Origin of the sequence: Mesorhizobium sp. WSM3873 (genome assembly GCF_001672445.1) — a bacterium.
GTDB lineage: Bacteria > Pseudomonadota > Alphaproteobacteria > Rhizobiales > Rhizobiaceae > Mesorhizobium.
In genome coordinates, this window is sequence record NZ_LYTM01000001.1 from 201,920 (window position 1) to 221,380 (window position 19,461).

Below are 19,461 nucleotides of genomic sequence, written 5' to 3' on the forward strand. Positions count from 1 at the left end.
GGGGTCAAGGCGATTGCGGAGGCCAACGAAGCCGGTCTAGTTTTCGCTTCGCCAAGGAGCGATCGCATGAAGCCGCCACCCCCACTGAACTATATCCGCTCGTTCGAGTGTTCGGCGCGGCATCTCAGCTTCACCCTCGCTGCCAGCGAGCTCGGCTACACCCAGGCGGCGGTCAGCAATCATGTGCGGGGGCTGGAACATTATCTTGGCCGGCAGCTCTTCGTGCGCTATCCGCGCAGCCTGAAGCTGACCGAAATGGGCGAGGCCTTCCTGCCTACGCTGCGGCAGGCGCTCGACCAGATCGATCACGCCACGGAGGCGATCGTCGCCTCCTCGCGCAACAGGACGGTCGTCATCTCCTGCCCGATGAGCCTGGCCGAAAACTGGCTGGCCGGCTGCATGGCGGCGTTCCGGCAAATCCATCCGGAGATCGAGGTCGTTCTGCACGGCACGATCTGGGAAGACCTCAGCGAGCAGATCGCCGACATCACCATCTCGACCCGCCGCTTCGACGACCGCCCGCCGAGTGGCGTTCCGCTGTGGAACGACCAGCTCGCCATCCTCTGCGCACCCGGCCTGCTGTCCGGCCCGAAAGGGCTGCGCTCGCCGCGCGATATCCTCAACGTCGACTGGATCTTCGTCCATGGCCGCCAAGAATATTGGCAATGCATGGGCGACGCGCTGCAGATCGACATTTCGGATTATGAGAAAGGCATCACCACGAACGCCTCGAACATTGCGCTGGAACTGGCGGCAATGGGCGCGGGCTGCGTCGCCACGCAATATTCGCTGGCGAGAACCTATATCAGCCGCGGGCTTCTGGTGGAGCCTTTCCCCGTGCGAGCCGCCAGTCCATGGACCTATTATCTTTCGGAGAGCCAGCTTTCGAAAGGCAGCGTGGTGAGGACCGTCAGAGGGTGGATCATGGAACGAGCCAACGCCCATGTAGAAACCGTTTAGGCTGACGGCTCGGCAGCCATCCGTCCGGGGGAAGGAAGCAATCCGAAGACAACTATCCGAGGGTCTGACTTGCTAAGGCATAGGTCTTCGGCCTAGCCGAGCCGCCGTCGGAAAAATCGGCGAGGCATTTGCCCTTCGACATGGTCAGCACCGTGTCGAAGACCGGCATTCCGCTGTGCGACAGGAAGGCGGCGAACTCGCCATTGTCCATGTGCGTGTCGATCCTGAGGAAATATCCCGAATGGTCGGCCACGTGCGGCCTGACGACCACCAGGGCGTCGGGGTCGCTTCCCGCCACCACCGGCCCTATGACATGGCCCCGTCCGAACGGTCGGCAGAGGGCAAAAGCGGTCAGCTTGTTCCCGTCGAAAAGCCCATAGCCGGCCGATTGCCCGAAGAGCTTTTCAACGAGCGCTGTGCGCCTCACGCCAAATCCCGCCGCGTCCAGCTCGATCGCTGCCGCAATATCGCCCGCGTCCAACGTCCGGACGCTACCGTGCGCCTCCGTCGGCCGGCCCGCTGTCGGCACGCGGGCGATGCCCTGGCATTGATAGACGGTCTTCTCCGGCTGGAAATCGAGGGAGAGATAAAGCCGCCGCGCAGCACGGGTTGCATTGAGGCGCAGATCGCGCCCGGGGATCCTGTCGAAGATCCGCTTCATCAGCCATTGCGCCGCCCCCTGCGTCTGAAGCCGCGGCGAGGTGATGACCATCCCCAAGGTGGCGAAATTGGCGCCGTGCGGGAACCACATGGCCGAACCGAGAACCCGGCCGATCTCATCGAGCGCCACGAAGCCTTGGCCCGATTCACGCAGGAATTGCCAATCCTCGGCGCGATGCGGCCATCCCACCGACAGGGAGAGCGCGTGCAACCTCTCCAGGTCGACATCTTGGACGTCGCCGATACGCATGGAGAAGGCATCGATTTTCAAGCTCTCGGACGGCTTCACTTCCATGGCCCTGAAAGAACCCTCAAAAATAAAGAACCCTCAAAAATCAACGGGCGAGCAGCGCTGCCCCGTGCCCGCCAACGCTAGACAAGCAAACCCCACAGGATTTGCTCGAAAGCCGTGCACCAACGCAAGATTCAACTGAAACACTTCCGCTTTCGGCATGCAATCGCGTGGGAACGCACCCATCCTCTGCGGAAATTCGCCAGCATGCGGCATCGATGCCGGCGAACCCTAACGCCTTGAGGGCTGGAATGGCCGTCTTCGACATCCTCGACCGTCTCGTCGCCTTTCCGTCGGTCGCCGGCAAGCCGAACGGCGACATTGCCGGCTGGATCGAGGCTCATCTCACCGAACAAGGCGCGAAGGTCAGCCTGCTCCCAGGGCCAGAGGGCGACCGTTTCAATCTTTTCGCCACCATCGGCCCCGCCGAGGTTCCGGGCTACATCCTATCCGGTCATATGGACGTCGTCCCCGCCGGCGAGCCGCAATGGAGTTCGGCCCCTTTTTCGCTGCGCCGCGAGAGCGAACGGCTCTACGGACGCGGCACCACCGACATGAAGGGGTTTCTCGCCGCCGCGCTCGCCGCTGTGCCTGCGCTTGTGCGGCTGCGCCTCGCCAGACCGATCCACCTCGCCTTCTCCTATGACGAGGAGATCGGGTGCCGGGGCGTGCCGCATTTGATCGCCGGGCTGCCCGAGCTTTGCGCCAAGCCGCTCGGCGTCATCGTCGGCGAGCCGAGCGGCATGCGCGCCGTGCGCGGCCACAAGGGCAAGGCGGCCGCCCGCGTGATCATCAGCGGCCGCTCCGGCCACTCCTCGCGACCGGATCTTGGGCTTAACGCCATCCATGCGATGTCCGGTGTGCTGAGCGCCGCCGTGAGTGAAGCGGAGCGGCTGATGCATGGCCCGTCCGACCCAACCTTCGAGCCGGCCTATTCCTCGCTGCAGGCCGGTGTGATCGCAGGCGGCCAGTCGGTCAACATCATCCCCGACAGCTGCACGCTCGACTTGGAGGCGCGCGCAATACCGGACATCGACCCGGCCGGCTTGCTCACGCCGGTCAAGACGCGGGCTGAAGCCCTTGCCGCTCGAGGCTATGTTGTTGAATGGAAGCCGATCAGCGCCTATCCGGCGCTGTCGCTGCCGCAAGACTCGGCTCTGGCGGGGCTGCTGCGCGAATTGACCGGCGAAGCACCTTTAGCCGCCGTCAGCTACGGGACGGAGGCCGGCCTTTACCAAGGCTCCGGGCTCGATGCGATCATCTGCGGCCCCGGCGATATCGGTCGCGCCCACAAGCCGGACGAATATATTCTCGCCAGCGAGCTCGCCGCCTGCCAGCAGATGATCGAGGCGCTTGGCGCGCGATGCGCGGCCTGAAGGAGCAGCCGGAATGACATTCCTCTTCAATTCCGACGCGCGGCGTGGCGCGATCTTCGCCGAGGCCTTCGCGAAGGAGTTGCCGGACCTCCCCTTCACGATCGATGCCGCTACTGTCAATCCCGACGCAGTGCGCTACCTGATCACCTGGACGGTGCCGGAGAACCTCGACCGCTACACCAACCTCGAAATCCTGTTCTCCATCGGCGCCGGCGTCGATCAGTTCCGCTTCGACGCGGTGCCCGCGCCGGTGAAGATCGTGCGCATGGTCGAGGAAGGCATCGTGCGCATGATGCAGGAGTATGTGACGCTCGCCGTGCTCGCGCTCCACCGCAACCTGCCGGCCTATCTGGCGCAGCAGCGCGCCGGAGAATGGTGCGACATCCCTCAGCCTCAGGCCGCGTCGCGCCGGATCGGCGTGCTCGGCCTCGGACAGCTTGGCCAAGCCGTCCTCGACCGGCTGAAACCTTTCGGCTTCCAGCTCTCCGGATGGAGCCGCTCCCCGCGGCGGCTCGAAGGGGTGACCTGTTATCATGGCGAGCTTGGGCTGGAGCAGATGCTGGCGGCCAGTGACATACTGATCTGCCTGCTGCCACTGACCGAGGAGACGCGCGGATTTCTGAACGCCGGCCTGTTCGCGAAACTGCCTGACGGGGCGGCTCTCGTTCATACGGGTCGAGGCCCGCAGCTCGATCACGAAGCGCTTGTCGCCGCGCTCGACAGCGGCCATTTGTCGTCGGCGATGATCGACGTGACCGATCCCGAACCGCTGCCCGCGGGACATCCGTTCTGGTCGCATCCGAAGATCATCCTCACTCCGCACATAGCCAGCGTGACCCAACCCGCGACCGCCGCCCAGGCCGTCATCGACAACATCAAGCGCCACCGCGCCGGGCTCGATCCCATCGGGCTCGTCGACCGGTCGCGCGGTTATTGAAACTCAACTGGAAAGGCCATCCTTTGTCCCTGCTCAAGTCCATCGATATCAACCCGAGCTTTTCGCCCCGCGAATCGACCGCGCTGCCGGAGCGGCTCATTGCCGGCAATCCCGCCTTCAAAACCTGGGCGCAGGACGTGGCCAAGGACGACCTTGTCCATACCGGCGTCTGGGAGGCCACGCCCGGCGAAACGCGCTCGATCAAGGGGGAAACCTTCGAGTTCTGCCATATCCTCGCCGGCGTGGTCGAAATCAGGCCCGACGCCGGCGAAACGGTGACCTACCGGGCCGGCGACAGCTTCGTCATGAAGCCGGGCTTCACGGGTGTTTGGAAGACCATCGAGACCGTGCGCAAGATCTACGTCACAGTGGGCTAGCGAGCGCCCGCGCAGGCCCTGACCGCCGCGGAAGATTTTGCCGTCTCTTGTCCCCAGCACGCAACATTCGTCGGTGGCGGATCGCCGAACAGCGCATGCTGCGTGTCGGCACGGGCTAGGCTGAGGCCGATGCTGCCGAGTGGTTGCCCATGAGCCTGAGCTTCGATCCCGATACAATCTCGCTTCCCGTCGGCCACTTCATCGATGGGGAGCTGATTTCGGCCGAGGGTGCGATCGAGATGCGCCGTCCGTCCGACGGCAAGTCCTATGCCGCCTGCCCCGTGGCCGGTGCGGACTTGGTGGACCGGGCGGTGGAAAGTGCCAAAGCGGCGCTGAAAGCCAGCAACTGGGGCGGCGTCCGGCCGCGCGAGCGCACCAGGGCGCTCCACGCCTGGGCCGATCTGATGGAAGCGGAAGCCGAAACGCTCGCCAGGATCGAGGCGCTGTCCTCGACCCGGCCCGTGGGCCAGCTCGCCGCCGGCGACATCGCCGTGACCGCCGAGCAGATCCGCTTCTTTGCCGAGTTCGCCGATAAGGAAGGCAGCGAACTGGCGCCGACCGACGACGCCAGTTTCGGCATGATCATGAGCGAACCCTATGGCGTCGTGGCCGCGATCACGCCCTGGAATTTTCCGATCTCGATGGCCGGCTGGAAGCTCGGTCCGGCGTTGGCCGCGGGCAATGCAGTCGTGCTGAAGCCGTCCGAAATGACGCCGTTCTCGACCGTCTATTTGGCGCAGCTCGCCGTCAGAGCCGGCCTGCCGGCAGGACTTATCAACGTGGTGCTCGGCGACGGCCCCACGACCGGCACGGCGTTGACCGGCCATCCCGAGATCGCCAAGGTCAGCTTCACCGGTTCAACCCGCGCCGGCTCGGCGATCATGGAGAACGTCGCCCGCACCGGCGTCAAGCCGATGACGCTGGAGCTCGGAGGCAAGAGCCCGCAGCTCGTCTTTGCCGATGCCGATCTCGACAAGGCGGCGGCAGCAATCGCCGGCAGCGTCACCTTCAATGCCGGCCAGGCCTGCGTGGCCGGCACGCGCCTGATCGTCGAGAAGAGTGTGGCCGGCAGGCTGACGGCCTCGATCCTGGAAAAGATGAAGGCGGTGAGGCCCGGCCCGACCTGGGACGAGACCACGCAGTATTCGCCGATCATCTCGGAACGGCAGCGGGGACGTGTCGACGCCATCGTGCGGGCCGCGCTCGAGGCCGGCGGCGAATGCCTGACGGGTGGCTCTTTTATGGACAGCCCCGGCTATTTCTACGAACCGACGCTGATCGCCAATGTCGACCAGGTCAATCCGGCGATCGTCGAGGAAATCTTCGGCCCGGTCCTGACGGTCCAGACCTTCGAGACCGAAGACGAGGCGCTGGCGCTGTCCAGCCATCCGACCTACGGACTGGCTTCCGGCCTGTTCACCGCCGATCTGTCTCGCACAATCCGTCTCGCGCGCAAGCTGGAAGCGGGCACCGTGTGGGTCAACCGCTACAGCCGCTCGCGCGACCACATCCTGCCGACCGGTGGCTACAAGCGCTCCGGCATCGGCAAGGACCTTGGCCGCGAGGCCTATCTCGCCAACCGCAGGACCAAGAGCGTCCTGATCAGCCTGTGAAGAGATGCCAATGAAAACCCACTCGATCGCCCTGATCCCCGGTGATGGCATCGGTCGCGATGTGACCGCCGCCGCCTGGACGGTGCTGGAAACCGTGGCCAAGCACTCCGGCTTTGCCCTGACTGGGACCGAGTTTCCATGGTCCTGTCGTTTCTTCAAGGAAACCGGCCGCATGATGCCCGAGGACGGCATCGAGACATTGCGCCGCTTCGACGCCATCCTGCTCGGGGCCGTCGGCTGGCCGACGCAGGTGCCTGATTCCGTTTCTCTCCACGGGCTGCTGCTGCCGATCCGCAAGGCATTCGTGCAATACGCCAATATCCGGCCGCACCGGCTGCTGCCGGGTGTGAGGGGGCCGCTGCGGGCCGAGAGCTTCGATATTCTGTGCATCCGCGAAAACACCGAAGGCGAATATTCCGGCGCCGGCGGGCGTGTGCATCAAGGCACGCTGGACGAGGTCGCGGTGGAAACCTCGATCTTCACCCGGGCCGGGGTCGAGCGCATCCTGCGCTTCGGCTTCGAGCAGGCACGGGCGCGGCGTGGCAGGCTGGCTTCCGTCACCAAGTCCAACGCGCAGAAATATTCAATGGTGTTCTGGGACGAGATCACGCGCAAGCTGGCCGCCGACTATCCGGACGTCGACGTGACCAGCTATCACGTCGACGCGCTCGCTGCGCGCGTGATCATGGATCCGCAGAGCCTCGACGTGGTCGTCGCTTCCAATCTCTTCGGCGACATACTGACGGATATCGGCGCGGCGATCCAGGGCGGGCTCGGCTACGCGGCTTCCGCCAACATCAACCCCGACCGCTCGGCGCCGTCCATGTTCGAGCCGGTGCACGGCTCCGCGCCCGACATCGCCCACCTCGGCATCGCCAACCCGATCGCCGCCATATGGTCGGGCGCAATGATGCTCGATCATCTGGGCGAAAAGGACGCAGCCGGCCGCGTCATGAACGCGATCGAAGCGACAACGGCGCGAGGGGTGGGAACCACGGCCGGCAAAGATCGCACGGACGCCATCACATCCGCCGTTGTCGCGGCGCTCACCTGATTTGCGAGGTCGTTTTCGATGAAAAGCCTGAAAGACAAAACTCTCTTCCGCGAGGCCGGCCTGATCGGCGGCAGATGGGTCGCGGCAGGTTCCGGCAGAACGGTCGATGTGATCGATCCGGCAACACAGATATCGATCGGCACGGTGCCCGACATGGCCGGCCCGGAGGCCCGCGCGGCCATAGAGGCCGCGGCTTCCGCCTATCGGGATTGGAAAAAGAAGACCCATGCCGAACGCGCCGCCCTGCTGGAGGCCTGGCATGGTCTGATGCTTAAGCATCTGGACGATCTCGCACTGATCCTGACCACGGAACAGGGCAAGCCGCTGGACGAGGCCAAAGGCGAGATCCGCTACGGCGCATCCTTCGTCAAATGGTTCGCCGAGGAGGCGCGCCGGATCAATGGCCACACCATCCCCTCGCCTACATCAGACCGCCGCATCATCGTCCTGAAGGAACCCGTCGGCGTGTGCGGCATCATCACGCCTTGGAACTTTCCCAATGCGATGATCACCCGCAAGGTCGCGCCGGCGCTGGCCGCCGGCTGCACGGTGGTGATCAAGCCCTCCGAGTTCACGCCCTATTCGGCGTTGGCGCTCGGCGTGCTCGCCGAACGCGCGGGTATTCCCGCCGGCGTCATCAACATCGTCACCGGCATGCCGGCCGAGATCGGCAACGAGATCATGGCGAATGAGACCGTGCGCAAGATCTCCTTCACCGGTTCGACCAGGGTCGGCTCGCTGCTGATGCGCGGAGCGGCCGACAGCGTGAAAAGGCTCAGCCTCGAGCTCGGCGGCAACGCGCCCTTCATCGTCTTCGACGACGCCGACCTCGATCTCGCGGTCGAGGGGGCGCTGGCGTCGAAGTTCCGCAATGGCGGCCAGACCTGCGTGTGCGCCAACCGCATTCTCGTCCAGGCCGGAGTTTATGACGCCTTCTCCGCCAAGCTCAGCGCCCGCGTCAATGCGTTGACGGTGGGACCGGGCACGCAGCCCGGCGTCGCCATCGGGCCGATGATCAACATGGCGGCGGTCGAGAAAATCAATCGGCACGTCGAGGATGCACTTGCCAAAGGCGCGACGATCGTCACCGAGAAGCCGGTGCTGCCGGAGGGTCCTCAATATGTCGCGCCGCTGGTGCTGGCCGGTGCGACAAACGAAATGGAACTCGCCAGCGAGGAGACTTTCGGTCCGGTCGCACCGCTTTTCCGTTTCGAGACGGAAGAGGAAGCGGTCGCGCTTGCCAACGGCACACCTTACGGGCTTGCCTCCTACTTTTACACCGAGAACCTGAAGCGCGCCTGGCGCGTCGGCGAGGCGCTGGAGTTCGGCATGGTGGGTCTGAACACCGGCTCGGTTTCGATGGAGATAGCCCCCTTTGGCGGCGTCAAGCAGTCCGGCCTCGGGCGCGAGGGCGCGCAGGCCGGCATCGAGGAATATCTGGAACTGAAGAGCTTCCACATGGGCGGGCTGGGTTAAACCCCAGCCCCGATCACTGGATCCGGTCGAGCGCCTTGTAGTAGAGACCGACCATCGGCAGGAACCAGGGCTTGCCGGAATAGCCGGGAATGGCAGGCCACTCGAGCCCCTTCATCGGATTGCGGTCCGCACGACCAAGCATGGCATCGGCCATGATCATGCCGAGATGGGTGGAAAGCTGCGCGCCGTGGCCGGAATAGCCCATCGCGTACCAGACCCCGTCATGGTAGCCGGCCCGCGGGAAGCGGTCCTTGGTCATGTCGACCAGCCCGCCCCAACAATAATCGATCTCGACCCTGGCGAGCTGCGGGAAGATCGCCGCGAGGCTCGCCCGCAATATCTGTCCGCTCTTGGCATCGGAGCGCTGGTCCGATGTCGCCGAAAAGCGTGCGCGGCCGCCGAAGATCAGGCGCTTGTCCGGCGCAAGCCGGAAGTAGTTGCCGATGTTCATCGAGGTCACGCATGTCCGGTTGCCGGGCATGGTCGCGGCGATCTCGGCGTCGCTCAGCGGTCGCGTGGCGATGATGAAGCTGCCGACGGAAATGATCCTGCGGCGAAAATAGCCGAAATTCGGCGTGGTGTAGGCGCCGGTCGCCACCAGCACATTGTCGGCGCTGATGCGGCCGCGGGAGGTGGTCAGCTGATGGCGCGTGCCCGACTGCCTATGATCCGTCACCGCCGCATTCTCGTGGATGACGGTGCCATGGCGAACCGCGGCCGTCGCCAGCCCGGCCACGTAGCGGCCCATATGCATCATGGCGCTCTTCTTCGACAGCATCGCGCCATGGAAGGGCGAGCCGATCTCGGATTTGAGATCGTTCGGCGACAGCAGCGCCGTATCCGGATCCACCTCGGCATGGACGGCCTCGAAGTTACGGGCGATCGCTTCGAAATGCTGCGGCTTGGAGGCGAGCTTCAGCTTGCCGGCGCGGCGGAAGTTGCAGTCGATGCCCTCCTCGGCGACCAGCGCCTCGATGGTGTCGACGGAATCGTCCAGCGCCCGGTAGAGCGCGATCGCGCGCTCCTTGCCGAGTTCCGCCTTGGCCGAAAGGTAGCTGTGGGCGAGGCCGTTGTTCAGGTGCCCGCCATTGCGTCCGGACGCGCCCCAGCCGACCCGCTCCGCCTCCAGCACCGCCACCTTGGCGCCGGCCTTCGCCAGTTGGCGGGCGGCGGCGAGGCCGGTGAAGCCGCCGCCGATGATGGCGGCGTCGTAGTGTCCCTCGACCGGGCCGTGCGCCCCGCCGGAAAAAACTGGAGCGGTGTCGTGCCAGTAGGAGACCAGCTTCATTTGCAATCCGTCAGTTTCAAAGCCCGACCACGCCCGGAAGACCGGAAATGTCGGCGATCTCGACATAGCCGTAATAGGGGTTGGCCGGCTCGTGGCCGCGATTGACCCAGACCTTGTTCTTGATCCCGAGATCATGCGCCGACATCAGGTCGTAGCGGAACGAGGACGAGCAGTGAAGAACATCCTCCGGGCCACAGCCCAGCCTATCGAACATATATTCGAAAGCCTTGAAGCGTGGCTTGTAGGCCTGCGCCTGTTCGGCCGTGTAGACGGCATGGAATGGCGCGCCGAGCTTCTCGACATTGGACATGATCTGCGCGTTCATGGCGTTGGAGAGGATGACCAGCGGAATCTCCTTGGCAACCTTCGCCAGCCCGGCTGGAACGTCCGCGTGTGGCCCCCAGGTCGGGACACGCTCATAGACCATCGTCGCGTCGTCCGGGCTGAAGGAGACGCCGTTGCGCTTGCAGGCGCGCTCGAGCGCGTTGTGGACGACGTCGGCATAGGGCTTCCAGTCGCCCAGGATCTCGTCGAGCCGGTAAGCCGCGAAGTTCTTGATGAACGCCTGCATGCGCGGCTCGTCGAGTCGGCTGCCATAGAGGTCACGCGCCGCCTCCGCCATCTGGAAATTGGTCAACGTGCCGTAGCAGTCGAAGGTGATGTATTTGGGCCTGAAAGAAGCCATATCCGTCGATCTCCGGTGGAAGCACATCCGTGTTGGGACGTCTTTCATCATAAGCCGGCAGGAAGCGACCCACCTGACCGAAAAGCGGCTGCCGAAAGCAGAAAGTTCCGTATCCGCGGTTCCGTTTGGCACGCTGTAGCATCTTGAGCGTCGAAGGATGCCGCTGGTCGAGGCGCTAAAACGCATCCAGTTCCATAGGGGCCAGCACAAGATGCGGCGCACCCCCTCAGCAACGGCGCATGATACCGCCGAAGTCGAGACCTTCAGACGATCTGCGGCGCACCGATGATCGAGACTTGGGGTCAGACTGAAAGGTGCGTCATGCAGCAAGGCGAGATCGAACTCCAGGACTTCGGGCCGGATCATATCGAGGGTGCAGTCGCGCTATCTCGGCAGGAGAATTGGCCGCATCGCCCGCAGGATTGGCAGATGGCGCTGCAGCTTTCGAGCGGCGCGGTTGCGCTCGACGACCAGGGCCGGGTCGCTGGGACAATCCTGGTAACGCCTTACGGCGCCGATTGCGCCATGATCAACATGGTGATCGTCGACAGGAACGCGCGAGGCAAAGGGCTCGGGCGCCGGCTCATGGAACAGGCCTTCGCCCTTGCCGGCGATCGTCCGCTGCGGCTCGTCGCCACGACCGACGGCATGCCTCTTTATGAGAAGCTTGGCTTCGTGCCCTCGGGCACGATTCTTCAGCATCAGGGCCAGGTGGCAGCGCTTGAGGCTCCCGGCGCTGTGGAATCCGCGGGCGCGCACGATCTGCCGGAAATCAAGGCCCTGGATCGTGACGCCTACGGCGCCGACCGTGAAGCTTTGATCGATGCGCTGGCCGAGCGGGGTGAATTCGCAGTCATCCGCCGCAGTGGCGTCATCGCGGCCTATGCCGCAATTCGCCCGTTCGGACGCGGCGAGGTGATCGGCCCCGTCATCGCGGAAAATGCCGACGACGCCAAGGCCCTGATCAGCTTCTTCGCCGCGTCTCGCCCTGGCGCCTTCCTGCGCGTTGATACCGAAAGCAGAAACGGCATCGCCGGCTGGCTCGGAGAAATCGGCCTAGCCCATGTCGGTGGCGGCGTCGCAATGGACCGTCCGGCCAAGAATGGGGCCGAACAGGCCAGGCCAAAAGTTTACGCCCTCGCCAACCAGGCGCTCGGATAGTCCGGAGGACAACAATGCTCGCCAATTCCCTGATCGAACTCGACCGCGCCCATCTCATCCATCCGGTCGCCTCATATCGCGGCCATGAGGCGCTCGGCGTGCGGGTGCTGAAATCGGCGAAGGGCGCTACCGTGACCGATGCGTCCGGCCGGCAACTTCTCGACGGTTTCGCCGGACTGTGGTGCGTTAATGCCGGCTACGGTCACGACAGCATCGTTGAGGCGGCGGCCCGGCAGATGCGCGAGTTGCCCTACGCCACCGCCTATTTCGATCTCGGCTCGGAGCCCGCCATCCGGCTCGCCTCGGAGCTGGCCGACCGGGCGCCGGGGGATCTCAATCACGTCTATTTCACGCTGGGGGGATCGGACGCGGTCGACAGCACGATCCGGTTCGTCCGCTACTACTGGAATGCCAGAGGCGAGCCTGAACGCGACCAGTTCATTTCCATTGAGCAGGGTTATCACGGATCGTCGGTGGTCGGCGCGGGCCTGACCGCCCTGCCCGCCTTTCATGCCGGTTTCGGCATTCCGTTCGAATGGCAGCACAAGATCCCCTCGCCCTATCCCTATCGCAATCCGGTTGGCGATGACCCGAACGCGATCATCGCCGCATCGCTCGCCGCGCTGAAGGCGAAGATCGAGGAGATCGGGCCGGAGCGGGTCGCCGCCTTCTACGCCGAGCCGATCCAGGGCTCGGGTGGCGTTATCGTCCCGCCGAAAGGCTGGATCAAGGCGATGCGCGAACTTTGCCGTGAATACGGCATCCTGTTCATCGCCGACGAGGTGATCACCGGTTTCGGCCGCACCGGCCCCCTGTTTGCCTGCACGGAGGAGGATATCGTTCCCGACTTCATGACCACCGCGAAGGGCCTGACCTCGGGCTATGTGCCAATGGGCGCCGTCTTCATGGCCGATCATGTCTATAACGTCATCGCCGATGGCGCAGGCGCCTCGGCGGTCGGCCACGGCTACACCTATTCCGCCCATCCGGTCAGCGCCGCCGTCGCGCTCGAGGTGCTGAAGCTCTATGAGGAAGGCCTTCTGGAGAACGGCGCCAGGGCCGGCGCGCGCTTGATGGCGGGCTTGTCTGCCTTGAGCGATCACCCACTGGTCGGCGATGTGCGGGGTCGCGGCATGCTCGCCGCCATCGAGTTGGTGGTCGACAAAAAGAAGAAAACGCCGCTTCCAGCCTCGGCCATGCCGGCGCGGCGCGTCTTCGACAGGGCGTGGGACAATGGCCTGATCATCCGCGCCTTCGCGCATGGGGTTCTCGGCTATGCTCCGCCGCTCTGCTGCACCGACGGCGACATCGATGCGATCATCGAGCGCACGCGCCGGACGCTGGACCAGACGCTGGACGACGCCGATGTCCGCCGGGCGCTTGAATGAAGGGCGACGCATTTTTCGCATCTCGAAATATCGCCGCGGCAGACGATTTCGCAATTTTGTGCCGCTACCTCGCGCCTTTTCGGCGAATCCAGCGCGGGGGAAGTGCCAGACTGCTTTTTAAGACAAGGCCAGAAAGCCCGGATTTCCGGGCTTTTAAAAAAGGCCGACGCCCCGGACAGCACGGAATTTTGTTCTGTTCAGCATCAGTAATTCGGCCGCGCGCAGAGGAGAGCCAGTCTTGCCCAGGGGCTTTAGCGAATTCAAATACATGACCTTCGATGTGGTCGGCACGCTGATCGACTTCGAAGGCGGCATAACGACCTGCCTGGCCGGGATCGCTGCGGAGGCCGGTGTCTCAATCGACGGCGAAGAAGCGCTGGCCCTTTACCGGCAGGCCCGCTACATGCCCGATGCGAATCTGTTCCCCGACGATCTCGCGCGTGTCTACACGGTCATCGCACCGCGGCTCGGCCTGCCGGCCGAGGAGAAATACGGCGCCCGCCTGCGGGATTCGGCCAGCGTCTGGCAGGGCTTCTCCGACAGCAGGGCGGCGCTGGCCGACCTTGCGACGTCTCATAAGCTGATTGCCATGACCAATGCCCGGCGCTGGGCTCTCGACCATTTCGAGAAGCAGCTCGGATCGCCCTTTTTTGCCACCTTCACTGCCGACGATACCGGCACGGAAAAACCGGATCCCGCCTTTTTCCAGAAGGTCTTCGATTTCGTGGCGTCGCGCGGCGACAGCAAGGACGACATCCTGCACGTCGCGCAAAGCCAGCATCACGACATCGGCATATCCCGGGCGCTCGGCATGACCAACTGCTGGATCGAGCGCCGTCATGCCCAGAAGGGCTATGGCGGCACGATCGAGCCCGAGCGCTTCACCGTGCCGGACTACCACTTCACCTCGATGGCCGCGTTTGCGGCGGCCGTGCGGGAGAGCATGAAAGAACGAACCTGAACCCGAGCCCGGAAAAGCCGCAGCAAGACGCGCGTCCTGACCAACCAACGAAAGGGGAATGACATGACCGACAAGATCACCAACTGGACCGGAGCAGACGATGCGATGGTCGAAAACGCCATCCGGCGAGGCGCGAGCCGCCGCGAACTCCTCAAGATGCTGCTGGCGGGCGGCGCCGCGGTTGCCGCGGGCGGCGTTGTGCTTGGCCGTGCCACGCAGGCCGTCGCCGCCACGCCGGTCTCCGGCGGAAACTTCAAGGCGGCCGGCTGGTCGTCATCGACGGCCGACACGCTCGATCCGGCAAAGGCATCGCTCTCCACCGACTATGTCCGGTGTTGCTCGCTCTATAACCGTCTGACCTTCCTCGACAAGGATGGCAAGACGCAGATGGAACTGGCCGAAAGCATCGACAGCAAGGACGCAAAGACCTGGACGGTGAAGCTGCGCAAGGGCGTCACCTTCCACGACGGCAAGGACCTGACGGCTGACGACGTCGTCTTTTCGCTCAAGCGCCATCTCGACAAGTCGGTCGGCTCCAAGGTCGCCAAGATCGCCGCACAGATGACCGGCTTCAAGGCGGTCGACAAATCGACGGTCGAAATCACCCTGGCCGATCCGAATGCCGACCTTCCGACCATCCTGGCGCTGCACCACTTCATGATCGTGGCCGACGGCACCACCGACTTCTCCAAGGGCAACGGCACAGGCGCCTTCGTGCTGCAGACGTTCGAACCGGGCGTCCGTTCGGTCGTCACCAAGAACAAGAACTACTGGAAGTCGGGCAAGCCCTATCTCGACTCCTTCGAATTCATCGCCATCAGCGACGACAGCGCCCGGGTCAACGCCCTGCTTTCCGGCGATATCAATTTTGCTGCCGCGATCAATCCGCGCGCAATGAAGCTGCTGCAGAGCCAGCAGGGTTTCGAACTGTCGAAGACGACCTCGGGGAACTATACGGACCTCAACATCCGGCTCGACATGGATCCGGGCAGCAAGGCCGATTTCGTGACCGGCATGAAATACCTCGTCAACCGCGAGCAGATCGTGAAATCGGCCTTGCGCGGCCTCGGCGAAATCGGCAACGACCAGCCCGTCTCGCCGGCGAATATCTTCCACAATGCGGACCTCAAGCCGAAGGCTTTCGACCCGGACAAGGCGAAGTTCCACTTCAAGAAGGCCGGCCTGCTCGGCCAGTCCATTCCGGTGGTCGCCTCGGACGCCGCGACCTCGTCGATCGACATGGCGGTCATCATCCAGGCCGCCGGCGCGGAAATCGGCATGAAGCTCGACGTTCAGCGGGTCCCATCCGACGGCTACTGGGACAATTACTGGCTCAAGGCGCCTGTCCATTTCGGCAACATCAATCCGCGCCCGACGCCGGACATCCTGTTCTCGCTGCTTTACGCCTCCAACGCGCCCTGGAACGAAAGCCAGTACAGGTCCGAGAAGTTCGACAAGCTGCTCGTCGAGGCGCGCGGCCTGCTCGACCAGGCCAAGCGCAAGGAGATCTACGGGCAGATGCAGACCATGATCTCCGAGGAAGCAGGCACCATCATCCCGGCCTACATCTCCAACGTCGATGCCCTCTCCAGCAAGGTGAAGGGTTTGGAGGCGAACCCGCTTGGTGGCATGATGGGGTACGCAATGGCGGAATACCTCTGGCTCGAAGCCTAAGAGGCGCCTGCAGGGGACCGGTCAGCCGGTCCCCTGCACTGCATTGCGCAAGATTGTTTGGCCGAACGCAACCGCAGGGAGCTTCCATGAAGTCTGGGGTTCTAAACCTCGTGCTGAAGCGGCTGGCGATCGCGATCGTCACCCTTCTGATCGTCCTGTTCGCCGTGTTCTTCGCCACCAGCATGCTGCCGGGCGACACGGCGTCGATCCTGCTTGGCCAGGCGGCGACGCCCGAGGCGGTCGCCGGCCTGCGCGAGGCCATGCATCTCAACGATCCGGCGATCCTGCGCTTCCTGCGTTGGCTTGTCGGTCTGCTCCACGGCGATCTCGGTACCTCCTACGCCAACGAAATGCCGGTCGCGGCCCTGATCGGCGGGCGCTTCGTCAACACCATGAAGCTCGCCGGCATCACCACGCTGATCTCGGTGCCGCTGGCGCTGACGCTCGGCATCACCGCCGCCATGTTGCGCGGCTCCGTCTACGACCGCACCGTCACCGTGCTTTCGATCGGCGTGATCTCCGTGCCGGAATTCATGGTCGCGACCCTCGCCGTCTTGCTCTTTGCCGTTTATTTGAAATGGCTGCCGGCGTTGTCTTCGGTCAACGAGGCGCACTCGCTTGCCGACCTCGTGCGCATCTATTCGATGCCGGTGATCACCCTCACCTTCGTCATCTCGGCCCAAATGATCCGCATGACGCGCGCCGCGGTGATCGAAACGCTCTCAACGCCTTATGTCGAGATGGCGCTTCTCAAAGGCGCCTCTCGCAGCCGCATGGTGCTCAAGCACGCCCTTCCGAACGCGCTTGGGCCGATCGTCAACGCGGTCGCGCTCTCGTTGTCCTATCTGGTCGGCGGCGTCATCATCGTCGAGACGATCTTCAACTATCCCGGCATCGCCAAGCTGATGGTCGATGCGGTCGCGACCCGCGACCTGCCGCTGATCCAGAGCTGCGCGATGATCTTCTGCCTTGGCTATCTCCTGCTCATCACGGCCGCCGACATCGTCGCCATCATGTCCAACCCGAGGCTCAGATGACAGTGGCGCGCGCGGCATCCTCCCGACGGTCCTTCCTGGGCCACAGCTACAACCTCGTGGGCGTCGTGGCCTCGCTGGTCATTCTGGCATGGACGCTGGTCGCGATCTTCGCGCCCTACATCATTCCCCATCCGATCGGCGACATCGTCGACGACGATTATTTCGGCCCGATGCGCCAGGGGCTGTGGCTCGGCTCGGACTATCTGGGGCGTGACATGCTCTCCAGGGTTCTCATGGGCGCACGCTACACCGTCGGCATATCGCTTGCCGCCGTCTCGATCGCCTGCTTTTCGGGGGTCGTTCTGGGGATGATCGCGGCCGTCACCGGCGGCTGGTTCGATACCTGCCTCAGCCGCTTCCTCGACGCCATGAACTCCATCCCCAGCAAGCTGTTCGGCCTTGTTGTCGTCGCCGCGGTCGGCTCATCGATCCCGGTGCTGATCCTGACGCTCGCCGTCATCTATATCCCGGGCGCCTACCGCTTCGCGCGGGCGCTTGCCGTCAACATCAACACCATGGATTTCATGACCGTCGCCCGCGTCCGCGGCGAGAGCACTATTTATCTCATCGGCTCCGAGATCCTGCCGAACATCATCCGGCCGGTGCTTGCCGATTTCGGCCTGCGCTTCGTCTTCATCGTGCTGTTGCTCTCCGGCCTGTCCTTCCTCGGGCTCGGTCTGCAGCCGCCTTTAGCCGACTGGGGCGCGCTGGTGCGCGAGAACATCGGCGGCCTGCCCTTCGCGGCCCCGGCCGTCATCGTGCCGTCGCTGGCGATCGCCAGCCTGACCATTAGCGTCAACCTCTTAATCGACAACCTGCCGCAGAAGATCAGGGACCGGGACGCATGACCAATCTCGTCGAGGTCAGAAACCTTAGGATCGAGGCAAAGACCGACGCCGGACGTCTGGTCGAAATCATCAAGGGCGTCAGCCTCGACATCGCCGATGGCGAGATCGTCGCCCTGATCGGCGAGAGCGGCTCCGGCAAGACGACGGTGGCGCTCTCGCTCATGGGCTATGCGCGGCCCGGCTGCCGGATTACCGGCGGCGAGATCAATGTCAACGGCAAGAACATGGCAGCGCTTACCGAGCGGGGACGCGCCAGGTTGCGCGGCACCGACATCGCCTATGTTCCGCAAAGTGCCGCCGCCGCCTTCAACCCCGCGTCGACCATTATGGAGCAGGTGATCGAAGTCACGCGCATCCACGGCCTGATGCCACCCGAGCAGGCGCGAAAGCGCGCGGTCGAGCTGTTCCGGGCCTTGTCGCTGCCTGATCCGGACGGGATCGGCGCCCGTTATCCGCACCAGGTTTCAGGCGGGCAATTGCAGCGACTGGCGGCCGCCATGGCGCTGATCGGCGATCCCAAACTGGTCATTTTCGACGAACCGACGACCGCACTCGACGTGACGACCCAGATCGACGTGCTCAAAGCATTCAAGTCGGTGATGAAGGCGGGCGGCATAGCGGGTGTCTACGTTTCCCACGACCTCGCGGTCGTCGCCCAGATCGCAGATCGCATCGTGGTGCTGAAGGGCGGCGAGGTGCAGGAGACCGGTACGACGGCCGGAATCCTTTCGGCTGCCCAGCATCCCTATACACGGGAATTGCTGGCCGCTTTCGAGCCGAAGTCGAGGCAGATACGGGCCGATGAAGATTCCGGACCAAAACCGCTGCTTCGCATCGACAATCTGATAGCCGGATACGGCCCGGTGAAACGTGACGGGCAGCCGGTTATCCGCGCGGTCGATTCCGTCAGCCTGATCGTGGAGAAGGGCCGCAATCTCGGTGTCATCGGCGAGTCCGGTTGCGGAAAATCGACGCTGGCGCGCGCCATCGCAGGCATTCATCCGGCGGCGACCGGCGATATCGTCTTCGACGGCAAGGCACTGGAGCGCGCCGCCCGGAAACGCACTCGCGACCAACTGCGCGAGATGCAGATCGTGTTCCAGTATGCCGATACCGCGCTCAATCCCGCCAAGCCCATTGAGGACATCATCTCGCGACCGCTGGCCTTCTATCACGGGCTCGACAGGCAGGCGCGCTCGAAGCGTGTCGACGAGTTGCTCGACATGGTGCGCCTGCCGAGGTCGCTGCGCTACCGTCATCCCTCGGAGCTCTCGGGCGGCCAGAAGCAGCGCGTGAACTTCGCGCGCGCGCTGGCGGCCGGTCCGAAGCTCATCATCTGCGACGAAATCACCTCAGCGCTCGACACGGTTGTAGCGTCCGCCGTGATCGAGCTGCTCAAGGAGCTGCAGCGCGAGCTGGGGCTCTCCTATATCTTCATCAGCCACGACCTCTCCGTCGTCGAGGCCATCTGCGACGAGATCATGGTCATGTATAATGGTGAGCGGGTGGAGCAGATCACGCCCGACAAGGTCAAGTCGCCCACGCACCCCTATTCCAAGCTACTGTTCTCTTCGGTGCCGAAGCTCGATCCGACCTGGCTCGACGGCCTCGTCCGCGACCCCGAGCTGGTCAGCCAGTACGGCCACCGCTGACCAAACTGACCGGAGGGGATTC

At 64.1% G+C, this 19,461-nt stretch carries 17 protein-coding genes; 14 read left to right on the forward strand and 3 right to left on the reverse strand.

The genetic code is table 11. The features are described from left to right. Window positions 1-66 precede the first annotated feature (66 nt). A complete protein-coding gene (locus A9K71_RS00845; RefSeq protein WP_066989425.1) occupies window positions 67-960 on the forward strand; it encodes a LysR substrate-binding domain-containing protein in 894 nt (297 codons plus the stop codon). Between the two features lie 52 nt (window positions 961-1,012). Here the strand turns inward: A9K71_RS00845 and A9K71_RS00850 are convergent, their stop codons facing one another. Next, entirely contained in the window at window positions 1,013-1,915 is a 903-nt protein-coding gene (locus A9K71_RS00850; protein ID WP_066989154.1) for a GNAT family N-acetyltransferase, read from the reverse strand. Between the two features lie 248 nt (window positions 1,916-2,163). On the opposite strand from A9K71_RS00850, the gene argE reads away from it, so the two are divergent. The 6 genes from argE to A9K71_RS00880 all read left to right on the forward strand — a co-directional run bounded on the left by argE (window position 2,164) and on the right by A9K71_RS00880 (window position 8,745). Continuing rightward, complete coding sequence (argE, locus tag A9K71_RS00855; RefSeq protein WP_066989156.1) at window positions 2,164-3,288, forward strand: acetylornithine deacetylase; 1,125 nt, start codon at window positions 2,164-2,166, stop codon at window positions 3,286-3,288. Between the two features lie 13 nt (window positions 3,289-3,301). Beyond that, on the forward strand, window positions 3,302-4,225 hold the full coding sequence (locus A9K71_RS00860) for a glyoxylate/hydroxypyruvate reductase A (protein WP_066989158.1): 924 nt from the start codon (window positions 3,302-3,304) through the stop codon (window positions 4,223-4,225). Window positions 4,226-4,248: 23 nt separating this feature from the next. Further along, complete coding sequence (locus A9K71_RS00865; RefSeq protein WP_066989427.1) at window positions 4,249-4,602, forward strand: cupin domain-containing protein; 354 nt, start codon at window positions 4,249-4,251, stop codon at window positions 4,600-4,602. 149 nt (window positions 4,603-4,751) lie between these two features. Then, window positions 4,752-6,215 (forward strand): aldehyde dehydrogenase family protein, encoded by a 1,464-nt coding sequence (locus A9K71_RS00870; RefSeq protein ID WP_066989160.1) that lies wholly within the window; start codon window positions 4,752-4,754, stop codon window positions 6,213-6,215. Window positions 6,216-6,225: 10 nt separating this feature from the next. Then, window positions 6,226-7,269, forward strand: coding sequence for a tartrate dehydrogenase (locus A9K71_RS00875; RefSeq protein WP_066989162.1), 1,044 nt, complete (start codon window positions 6,226-6,228; stop codon window positions 7,267-7,269). 18 nt (window positions 7,270-7,287) lie between these two features. Further along, window positions 7,288-8,745 carry an NAD-dependent succinate-semialdehyde dehydrogenase gene (locus A9K71_RS00880; protein ID WP_066989163.1) on the forward strand — a complete coding sequence of 486 codons (1,458 nt, stop codon included), beginning with the start codon at window positions 7,288-7,290 and terminating at the stop codon, window positions 8,743-8,745. Window positions 8,746-8,758: 13 nt separating this feature from the next. Here A9K71_RS00880 and A9K71_RS00885 read toward each other — a convergent pair whose 3' ends face one another. Together A9K71_RS00885 and A9K71_RS00890 are read right to left on the reverse strand one after the other, a co-directional pair. Then, window positions 8,759-10,033, reverse strand: a complete 1,275-nt coding sequence (locus tag A9K71_RS00885; protein ID WP_066989165.1) for an FAD-binding oxidoreductase — start codon at window positions 10,031-10,033, stop codon at window positions 8,759-8,761. Window positions 10,034-10,049: 16 nt separating this feature from the next. Then, entirely contained in the window at window positions 10,050-10,718 is a 669-nt protein-coding gene (locus A9K71_RS00890) for a haloacid dehalogenase type II (protein ID WP_066989167.1), read from the reverse strand. Between the two features lie 321 nt (window positions 10,719-11,039). Between A9K71_RS00890 and A9K71_RS00895 the strand changes: the two genes are divergently transcribed. The 7 genes from A9K71_RS00895 to A9K71_RS00925 all read left to right on the forward strand — a co-directional run bounded on the left by A9K71_RS00895 (window position 11,040) and on the right by A9K71_RS00925 (window position 19,439). After that, complete coding sequence (locus A9K71_RS00895) at window positions 11,040-11,879, forward strand: GNAT family N-acetyltransferase (RefSeq protein ID WP_066989169.1); 840 nt, start codon at window positions 11,040-11,042, stop codon at window positions 11,877-11,879. A 14-nt stretch (window positions 11,880-11,893) separates the two neighbouring features. Continuing rightward, on the forward strand, window positions 11,894-13,267 hold the full coding sequence (locus A9K71_RS00900) for an aspartate aminotransferase family protein (protein ID WP_066989171.1): 1,374 nt from the start codon (window positions 11,894-11,896) through the stop codon (window positions 13,265-13,267). 238 nt (window positions 13,268-13,505) lie between these two features. Beyond that, window positions 13,506-14,228: an HAD-IA family hydrolase gene (locus A9K71_RS00905; RefSeq protein ID WP_066989174.1), complete on the forward strand. Its 723-nt coding sequence runs from the start codon at window positions 13,506-13,508 to the stop codon at window positions 14,226-14,228. A gap of 63 nt (window positions 14,229-14,291) precedes the next feature. Beyond that, window positions 14,292-15,902 carry an ABC transporter substrate-binding protein gene (locus tag A9K71_RS00910; protein ID WP_066989176.1) on the forward strand — a complete coding sequence of 537 codons (1,611 nt, stop codon included), beginning with the start codon at window positions 14,292-14,294 and terminating at the stop codon, window positions 15,900-15,902. A gap of 86 nt (window positions 15,903-15,988) precedes the next feature. Further along, window positions 15,989-16,939, forward strand: a complete 951-nt coding sequence (locus A9K71_RS00915) for an ABC transporter permease (RefSeq protein ID WP_066989177.1) — start codon at window positions 15,989-15,991, stop codon at window positions 16,937-16,939. After that, window positions 16,936-17,787 (forward strand): ABC transporter permease, encoded by an 852-nt coding sequence (locus A9K71_RS00920; protein ID WP_066989179.1) that lies wholly within the window; start codon window positions 16,936-16,938, stop codon window positions 17,785-17,787. Before A9K71_RS00915 ends, A9K71_RS00920 begins: the two co-directional genes overlap by 4 nt. After that, window positions 17,784-19,439, forward strand: a complete 1,656-nt coding sequence (locus A9K71_RS00925) for an ABC transporter ATP-binding protein (RefSeq protein WP_066989181.1) — start codon at window positions 17,784-17,786, stop codon at window positions 19,437-19,439. The genes A9K71_RS00920 and A9K71_RS00925 overlap by 4 nt, the downstream gene beginning before the upstream one ends. Window positions 19,440-19,461 lie beyond the last annotated feature (22 nt).

What these genes read in the sequence shown, in the direction of transcription:
- A9K71_RS00920 (WP_066989179.1), top strand. Translation starts at nt 16,936, where the DNA reads ATGACAGTGGCGCGCGCGGCATCCTCCCGACGGTCCTTCCTGGGCCAC.
- A9K71_RS00890 (WP_066989167.1), bottom strand. Translation starts at nt 10,718, where the DNA reads ATGGCTTCTTTCAGGCCCAAATACATCACCTTCGACTGCTACGGCACG.
- A9K71_RS00850 (WP_066989154.1), bottom strand. Translation starts at nt 1,915, where the DNA reads ATGGAAGTGAAGCCGTCCGAGAGCTTGAAAATCGATGCCTTCTCCATG.
- A9K71_RS00900 (WP_066989171.1), top strand. Translation starts at nt 11,894, where the DNA reads ATGCTCGCCAATTCCCTGATCGAACTCGACCGCGCCCATCTCATCCAT.
- A9K71_RS00845 (WP_066989425.1), top strand. Translation starts at nt 67, where the DNA reads ATGAAGCCGCCACCCCCACTGAACTATATCCGCTCGTTCGAGTGTTCG.
- A9K71_RS00885 (WP_066989165.1), bottom strand. Translation starts at nt 10,033, where the DNA reads ATGAAGCTGGTCTCCTACTGGCACGACACCGCTCCAGTTTTTTCCGGC.
- A9K71_RS00870 (WP_066989160.1), top strand. Translation starts at nt 4,752, where the DNA reads ATGAGCCTGAGCTTCGATCCCGATACAATCTCGCTTCCCGTCGGCCAC.
- A9K71_RS00860 (WP_066989158.1), top strand. Translation starts at nt 3,302, where the DNA reads ATGACATTCCTCTTCAATTCCGACGCGCGGCGTGGCGCGATCTTCGCC.
- A9K71_RS00895 (WP_066989169.1), top strand. Translation starts at nt 11,040, where the DNA reads ATGCAGCAAGGCGAGATCGAACTCCAGGACTTCGGGCCGGATCATATC.
- A9K71_RS00875 (WP_066989162.1), top strand. Translation starts at nt 6,226, where the DNA reads ATGAAAACCCACTCGATCGCCCTGATCCCCGGTGATGGCATCGGTCGC.
- A9K71_RS00910 (WP_066989176.1), top strand. Translation starts at nt 14,292, where the DNA reads ATGACCGACAAGATCACCAACTGGACCGGAGCAGACGATGCGATGGTC.
- A9K71_RS00880 (WP_066989163.1), top strand. Translation starts at nt 7,288, where the DNA reads ATGAAAAGCCTGAAAGACAAAACTCTCTTCCGCGAGGCCGGCCTGATC.
- argE (WP_066989156.1), top strand. Translation starts at nt 2,164, where the DNA reads ATGGCCGTCTTCGACATCCTCGACCGTCTCGTCGCCTTTCCGTCGGTC.
- A9K71_RS00915 (WP_066989177.1), top strand. Translation starts at nt 15,989, where the DNA reads ATGAAGTCTGGGGTTCTAAACCTCGTGCTGAAGCGGCTGGCGATCGCG.
- A9K71_RS00925 (WP_066989181.1), top strand. Translation starts at nt 17,784, where the DNA reads ATGACCAATCTCGTCGAGGTCAGAAACCTTAGGATCGAGGCAAAGACC.